The 8,276-nt window shown below is 42.6% G+C and carries 5 protein-coding genes; all 5 read right to left on the bottom strand.

Translation table 11 applies throughout. The features are described from left to right. Nucleotides 1-131: 131 nt before the first annotated feature. Complete coding sequence (locus RMZ95_RS22095; protein ID WP_322683081.1) at nucleotides 132-3,428, bottom strand: filamentous hemagglutinin N-terminal domain-containing protein; 3,297 nt, start codon at nucleotides 3,426-3,428, stop codon at nucleotides 132-134. 292 nt (nucleotides 3,429-3,720) lie between these two features. Next, nucleotides 3,721-4,317 carry a hypothetical protein gene (locus RMZ95_RS22090; RefSeq protein WP_322683082.1) on the bottom strand — a complete coding sequence of 199 codons (597 nt, stop codon included), beginning with the start codon at nucleotides 4,315-4,317 and terminating at the stop codon, nucleotides 3,721-3,723. Between the two features lie 419 nt (nucleotides 4,318-4,736). Next, complete coding sequence (pstS, locus tag RMZ95_RS22085) at nucleotides 4,737-5,816, bottom strand: phosphate ABC transporter substrate-binding protein PstS (RefSeq protein ID WP_322683083.1); 1,080 nt, start codon at nucleotides 5,814-5,816, stop codon at nucleotides 4,737-4,739. Nucleotides 5,817-6,070: 254 nt separating this feature from the next. Then, entirely contained in the window at nucleotides 6,071-7,471 is a 1,401-nt protein-coding gene (locus RMZ95_RS22080; RefSeq protein ID WP_322683084.1) for a cytochrome c biogenesis protein, read from the bottom strand. Between the two features lie 31 nt (nucleotides 7,472-7,502). Further along, nucleotides 7,503-8,243 carry a cytochrome c biogenesis protein CcdA gene (locus RMZ95_RS22075; protein ID WP_322674274.1) on the bottom strand — a complete coding sequence of 247 codons (741 nt, stop codon included), beginning with the start codon at nucleotides 8,241-8,243 and terminating at the stop codon, nucleotides 7,503-7,505. Nucleotides 8,244-8,276 lie beyond the last annotated feature (33 nt).

Raw genomic sequence — 8,276 nt, 5'->3', positions numbered from 1 at the left:
TTGGTGGATTAACATCGGAGCTTAATCGTAAGTGATTTACCGGACATGATATTACACATTCTTGGCCACTTATTACTTTTATGACTCTTAGGTTTCATAGGAATTGTTCCCCCTACTCTTGGGATAATGAATCATCGACTACAAGACATAGGAGAGGGAATAGAAGAACTTTGGGGATATTGAGCCACAAGAATAACATCACCTTTACCATCAACAATCCATCCTTGAGCCTCCACAATCTGATTAGTAGATTTAGTAACAGATGTAGATAATTTATCCGTGACTCTCTGTGTTGCTTGTGGGGGCAAATCTACCCAACCAGTAATTACTGCTCGTCCCCGCAGAGGCTCGTTGGGGCTAAGGGGTAATCCACCGCGTCCTGTGGCAAGAAAACGACTGGCGGTTTGTCGTCCTCTGGGAGTGCAGCCTTGAGCGATTTGTTGGGATGCATCGACGAGGTTAGAGGGTAGTTGAATTAAGCCGCGACTAGGGTCAGTATCAGGTGTGTTGAGATTTATCTCACCATTTAAGGAAGGCTGGCTTTGGGAGATGGCAGTGATGTCACTTGTTAGCAACTGACTAGGATTTAGCTTGTTCGGGTCGGTTGTTTGCAACTGCTGCTCAAGCTCTTGCCGACTGCGCGGCTGTAGCCCAAAGATGCCAGCAGAGTTGATAATAACTTTCCCGCCGCTACCCTCAAAGGCGTTGGCAGTGATATCGCTATTTTCGTTGGGAACTGCAACGATAAAGCCTCGGTAATTTGGGAGGTTATTGATAATGATGTTACCGCCATTGCCACCTAATTTGTCTGTACCTGCGTTGGTGGAGATTTGACTGTTGCGACGGAGTAAAAGTAAGTCGCTATTGATGTTGATGTTACCACCGTTACCGGATGCAGATTCGGCGTTGAGTTTACCTTGGTTGTCTAAAATAATTTTAGGTGAGTTGATTTCGATGTCGCCTGCGGTTCCTGAACCAGTAGAACTGACAAATAAGCCACTGCTAACGCCGATATTTTCTACCCGATCGCTAAAGTTATTAACTAGGTCATCATAATTAAAGTCACTACCACTAATTATTACTTTATCAGTAGCATTGACAGTTATTTTACCTGCATCTCCTTGCCCTGAAGTACTAGCTGTCAGTGCAGCACCATCGATGATTTCTAAGGAATTGGTGTATAAATTAATATCGCCGCCTTTTCCTGTTGAGTCTTTGCTGGTAGCAGTCGTTAACAGGCTCCGACCCACAACATCGTTGAGGTTGGAGCCTTCACGTGAAGTTCCACTCAGTTTTATAGAAGTGGCATTAACAGTCAAGGAACCCGCATTCCCTTTCTCTACACTGGTTGTTGAAACTGATGCTTGTGCCCCATCTTGGATAAACAACTGTCCAGTCTTAATTACCAAGTTTCCAGCATTTCCTTGACCTGTAGTCCCTGTAATTATACCACTAGGAAACGGACGATCCTTTACGACGTTAGAGACTAAGCCTCCACTAATTCCAATTAGTTGCTCTAAGACATCGGCGGACACTCCTTGCTTTGAGGTGCCGAGGAGTTCTACAGATTCGGAGGCGTTGATAGTTAAATCTCCGCCTTTTCCCAAGCTAGAAGTACCCGATGATATGATTCCCCCATCACTGACTATTAACTTTTTAGTAGTAATAGCCATGCCGCCTGATTTTCCAGATCCCTGTGTTCCACTAGCTAAGACGCTAGGAACATTATTGTCTCTGCCGATGCCTTTTATTTCTACTAACTTTGAAGCATTCACAGTTAATTTTCCTCCTGGCTTCTCTCCACCAGTACCTGCTGTCACCCAAGCCCCATCACGGACAATTAATCTTTCAGTATCAATAGTCAAGTCGCCTCCTTGCCCCAAACCTGTAGTTTCATTACGCAATCCACTGGGAACTCTACTGCCTATGGTGAACAGTCCTAGTCCTTGAGAAGCATCATTAGCTGAGGTGCCACTAAGTTCTATAGAGTCTTTTGCGTTCACGAATAAATTTCCGGCTCGCCCTGGGGTAGTACTCCCTGCCGATATTACTGCCCCATTAGAGACAATTAACCGCCCAGTTTCAATGGTCAGGTTTCCGGCATTTCCACTTGCAGTAGGTAGAGAAGAAATTATAAAATTTTTTAAATAAGGAGGAGCATTACGAAGATTCTGGGCAAGAAGATTCTTGACATCCAAGGAAGCGGAAAACAAGCCAATTGGAACAGGAAAATTGGAAGAATTATCGGCGGAATTAATCGGAACATTGATGTCAATTGTACCGTTTGATGAGGAACTGCCAGTTAGTTCTATTGAGTTAGAGGCTTTCACAACTAGATCCCCAGCACTACCACTAGAAGTAGTAGCAGTCGCTACTATTCCATCTTGAATAATCAATTTTCCTGTGTCAACAAGTAAATCACCGCCATTCCCCCTATCAAAAACAGCATTGTAAACAAAGCTATTTTTTACCGTTAATGCTCCTTTTGCACTAAGCATAATATCTCCTGCTTGAGCGTCATCGATACCTGCAAGTAGGCTGATGCCAGCACGCAGGCTACTTCTGTCTAAAATATCTATATTCTGAGCGTGGATAGCAATACTACCGCCACCGTTAGAGGCGACATTAACTTCAGCGCCATTGGTGAGCGACACATCTGCTGGCGCTATGTTAGCCGGAAAATTTAAGCTGAAATTATCATCACTGATATTGAGATCAACTGTCCCCTCTTGTGCTAATCCTCCTAACTCCACTCGCCCACCAAAGGCATTCAATGAGCCACCATCTATTCTCACGTTGCCACCCATTAGCAGCAAACTACGATTATTTTTGACCTTTAGGTTAGCTGAGTTATTTTGAATTGGGGCAGCAATTTGATTGAAAAAAAATGCAGAAGGATTTACATTCAACAGTCCGGTTGGCAGGTTTTTAACCGGATTTGCACTGAAAATGTCACCATTAGCCAACCCGATGGCATTTGCTGTTGTTCCTACAAACGAACCGTTGAGACTCAGGCTGGCATTTGGCCCAAAGATGATCCCATTGGGATTAATCAAAAACAGGTTAGCATTGCCCAATACTCCCAGAGTTCCTAGAATTTCAGAGCCTTTATCTCCTGTAACTCGACTCAAAATGTTCTTAATGCCGATAGGATTAATGAAATAGACTCCTTCTTTTTCTCCAATATTAAATTCCTTAAAACTATGCAAAAGATTAGCTCCTCTAGTGACTCCACCATCGATCAGGATACTAGATACATCTTTGTTTAACGGAATGATACTAGGTTTAACAATAGAATTTTTAGCTAAGGTATCATCAGCTATGGGTTGGGCAAGAGCACAATTGATAGAGGCTGAGATTGCACCATCAATAATTAACAAACTCCCTAACGCCAACAACCAGTTCCAATCTTTCCAGCTAATAAACATTCAGTAAACTTAACTCCATAAAGCAACAACACTTAGTGAACTACAGATGATTAGCACTAAGGATAAATGAGGAGCTAACACTGCTGAATTACTCATGATATGTTACGAATAATCGTGATGCGATGGTTCGTGTTACTCCATCCTGGAAGTCATTCTGCGATTAGGCACACGCCGCCCAACCTTGTTGTGTTAAGCTGGCTTTGCTTCGGTATTGGAGGAAGCGAAGAGCATTGTAATACTCAAAAACTGTTACAGTTTGACAATCTCGTCGCAAAGGAAGTCGTACATTGCATTACAAAAAAACAGAAAACTGTCCAATAGCATTAAATGGAATGTTGAATTGTGTAATGTCAATAAAATCACCCGGAACCTGTCTTAAAAAAGTAACCCCCTCCACAATACCAACTAAGTCCCCCGATAATGTAGAGATGTTTAAACTTCCGTTTATTACTTGAGTCGTGTAGTTCTGTGCTGCTCCTTCTAGCACAATCTTGTCAATGCCTGGCTCAAAGTTCTGGATTAGAGCATAATCTGTATTACCGCCACCAACGTAAAATTGTTGAGGCGTGGAGGTTAATGAAGACAATGTAGGATGGCCAAGGAGGAATACATCTTGTGCTTGGGTGCCAATTAGGGTATCGATCTGACCGACTCCTGCAACTGTTGCTCCATTTGATAAAACGTCAAAACCAAGTCCAGCAATGAGTTTGTTACCTTCACCAAAGCCAGTTACGGTGTCATTCCCGTTGGTTCCAAAAAAAAAGCCAAAGCGATCGTTCTCAAATTGTCCAAACTGTTCATACTGTTGTAATCCTGAGCTAAAAGAGCCAGCATTAACAGCCGCCGCTACATCAGGGTATGCTAGCAAGTAAGCTTGTTCATTGAACATAGCAATAGCCTCCAGATAATAATGGGAATATCAATCAAAAAAGTACTATTTGGTCAGGGTCTGGCAGTTACTTCTATTAAGTTAGAAGCTTAAAAATATTGGAAAAACCGCTATCTAAAGTTAATTGAGCAAGTGCACAATTCCTAGCCAAAGCACTCTAAAGAGCAAAATCCAAATCACCGGACATTGCACCCTCCACCAAATAACAGCACTAAACTTCAGTCAACTAGGAATAAAGTTATTAGCTGTTTCCTATTTCATAATAAAACTGCAATGATTATTGGGTTGCTAAAAAATTTCTTATTCTTTACAAAGTTTATAACTAAACGCAATATCTGAACTATCTCCCCTGCTCCCTGCTCCCTTGCCTCTTTTTCAACCATTTAGTCTATGTTGCATCCACAGGAGAACTGCTATATTTATTCAGCAATTTTCTTGACGGCAGATTGCACTTGCAGCACAACTTTTTTTGATAAAGGAATATATCCAAGTTCCAAACTGGATTTTTGCCCGTCAATCACAGCCCAATTTACAAAGTTTTTCAGTGCTTGAGCTTTAACTCGGTTTGGATATTGGTGATAAGTTAAAAGCCAGCTGTAAGTGACGATGGGATAAGACTGGGTACCTGTAGGATCGGTGATAAAAGCAATCAAATTATCACCTGGTAATTTTACTGCCTCTAAAGTTTGTGCTACAGATTCTGGTGTCGGCGTAATATAATTACCAGATTTATTTTCTAAAGCAGCCACAGGAAGCTTATTTTGTTTGGCGTAAATGTATTCTACATAGCCAATAGCTCCTGGTATTTGTTGAATCAGGGCGGTAACACCTTCGTTACCCTTTCCACCAATTCCTATTCGCCATGCTACAGATTTACCAGCCCCAATTTTGCTTTTCCATTCTGGGCTGATGGCGCTTAGGTGTTGCGTAAATACGCTTGTAGTTCCACTACCATCAGTTCGGTTTACAACTTGAATTGGTAAATCGGGCAAACTTACACCTGGATTAGCTGCACCTATTCTAGGATGATTCCAATTCTTAATTTTTCCGAGAAAGATATCTACGTAAACTTGGCGTGGTAGCCTGAGAGTGGGTGGCACATTGACTTGAGGCGACTGCCCTATAGATGGTGTGAGGTTATAAGCTAGCACAATAGAACCGGCAGTTATTGGCAAAGCTATGACTCCCCGTTTTACCTTGGCTGCTTGTTCCCTTGTAATTCCCACATCACTAGCTGCAAAATCTACAGTACCGTCGATGAGCTGTTGCACTCCAGCACTGCTTCCGATAGCTTGATAGTTAATTTCTATATTGGGATTTTGCTGGTTGTAATCTGAAAGCCAACGCTCGTACAAAGGTGCGGGAAAACTTGCCCCAGTACCAACAAGGGAAACACGCTTGATGTTTTTTTGCTCGGCAGCGCAAGAAGCAATACTCAACAAGATAACGATTAAAGGTAGAAGGCAAACCCGTCCCTGAGATTGAAGTTTGGCAGACATAGAAATTTTTTGTTCCAATGTTTAATAAATACCTCTAGTAATTTCAATGTTTGTAGGCGTGTGGGTGTAATTAGTTGTAAATAATTTTGAAACGCAAAGGGACGCGGAGGTTAACGCAAAGGTACGCAAAGTAATCTTCTGCGTCTGCGTTCCTCTGCGATTTCCTTCTGTGCGAGACGCTGACGCTCCTAACCTCGCTACCGCTTCTCTACGAGACGCTGCGCGAACGCTAATGCGAATGCGCCTTTTTGTGTTTAAACTTCAATCGCTGCCTCTTTCTCTTCACCTTTTGCCTGTGAACTCAGCCGATCTAAAATCTCTAAAACTTCTTGTTCAAAAGCAACTTGGGCGCGATTAGTTTTGCCACCAATATATAAGCGATCGCCTTTTTGCAATGCCCAAATTTGTGAGTGGGAAAAGTAACTCATTACCACACCCAGCATGAGTAAGCCAAACCCTGTGTAAACAATTGGGATGCCTGGATCGGCTTTAATTTGTAAGCCAGTGCTACCAATTACATCTAGAATTTTCAGCTTCACGCCATTAACTTCGGTGAACATCCCCGCGCGAACTGTATCAACAAGTTTGCCAGTGGCATCATAAATTAATACCATCCCTTGCAAGTCTTTCGCTAATAAAGAGACACCCTCGCTCAAATCTGGTTTAGTCGGAACCCAGGTTCCCCAAATGCGTCCGTTACCGTTGGTGTTCAATTGCGCCATCGGCAACTGAAAAATCGGGCTGTTGTTAAATTGGACGCGAACACCTGCAATTCCCCAATCAGTTTGATAGAAAGTTACGCCATGATAGCGCAGAGGCTCGTTGACAAAAATCTTCTTATGGTCAACTTCCTCTCCCTGATTATTCAAGACAGACATATCGGAATAAAATTGATCGATGCCGCCAGATGGTGTGTAGTCAATCCAAAAACGATTGACGCGCACAGACCAATCTTTCGGGACTTGCGCTGCGGCTAAAGGCCCAGCATCGACAATATTTGTCACTTGAAATGTATCGCCACTGGCAACCATTTCCTGAGCCAAAAACCCAGTCATCGCCCCCCAAATTCCCCCTAGCAAAATAGCAACGATCCCAATATGAACAATAATTGGGCCGATGCGTCCGACTATTCCTTTGCGGGCGTAAAGAAGATTTGCTTTTTCTTGATTTGGAAAAATTTTATAGCGGTGTTTTTGTAAGATTTCGCTGAGGGAATTTAGAGAAGCAGTATCTAGTTCTGCACTTAAAGCTAATTTTTGAAATTGTCGTGGTTCTTCGTAATATTTCCAGCGCTGGGCAGCTTTTAAGGCTGGTAACTGACGGGTAAATGAACAAGCAGTTAAACTTGTGCCAAATAAGATCAGTAATGCCAGAAACCACCAGGTACGATATACGTGGTCTAATCCAACTACTTGAATTACTTTCCAAGTTAAGAAACCAAATAAAGCTGGATGTTCTGGGTAATTGGCTTGGTAAAATGCGGGTGACTGACCTTGCTCAATGACAGTACCAGTAGAGCTAAAGATGGCAATCAATAGCAGTAGTGCGATCGCTAATTTTAAGTTAGTCAGTACGGGCAAAAGTTCTTGGCGTAAGAACTGCCCAGGTAATGCCCACCATTTTATTTCTTTGGACGCTGAATCTTCTAAAGTCATTAGGTATAAAATCTAATACAACGTATTGATATTAAAAACTGCCAAGGGGAATCCGAGAAATTAAGGAAAATACACCGAATCCTACCAATAGTGCCCCACTAACTGGGTTAATCCAGCCAGACCAGCGACGCAATTCTAGTAATTTTTTAATTGAAGCTGTAAAAGTACCCGCCAAAATCAACGGTGCCACATAACCGGCTGTATAAGAAAGTAACAAAACAGCGCCTAAAATTAAGTCTTGTGTACTAGCAATCCAACTTAACAAGCTCGCTAAAACAGGCGTGCTACAAGGAGATGCGACTAAACCGAAAGTCAGCCCCAGCAAATAAGAACGCAATCCTGCTGGCAAATCTGGCGAAATCCAATTGGTTTCATTCAAGGATGGAAATTGTAGAGGCAGTGCTTCTAATAAGTTCAGTCCCATGAGAATGGCGATAATGCTGACGATAATCGGCAAACCAATTCCCACTTGACCGTAGACTTTTCCAACTAAACCTGCTATAATACCTAGCCCTGCTAGTGTAGTTGCTAAACCTAAAGCAAACCAAGTTGATTGGGCAGCTGCTTGCAAGCGGCTTTTAGCTTCATAACCACCAATGTAACCAATGGTAATTGGCAGCATCGAAAGCATACAGGGTGTAAGACTGGTAAGCAAGCCAGCAACAAAGATGATGCCAACGCTTACCCCGCTAAGGTGTGTCAGTTGGTTAGAAACAAGGCTGTTGGCAAATTGTTCTAGTTGGTAAATTTGGGTTTGCAGGTTATCAAACATGGGGAGTCTCTGAGCGGGAAATGCTTACTCTGC

It is taken from the genome of Nostoc sp. DedQUE07, assembly GCF_034530975.2.
In the GTDB taxonomy this organism is placed as follows: Bacteria; Cyanobacteriota; Cyanobacteriia; order Cyanobacteriales; family Nostocaceae; genus Nostoc.
This window is presented reverse-complemented; position numbering and strand designations above follow the sequence as displayed.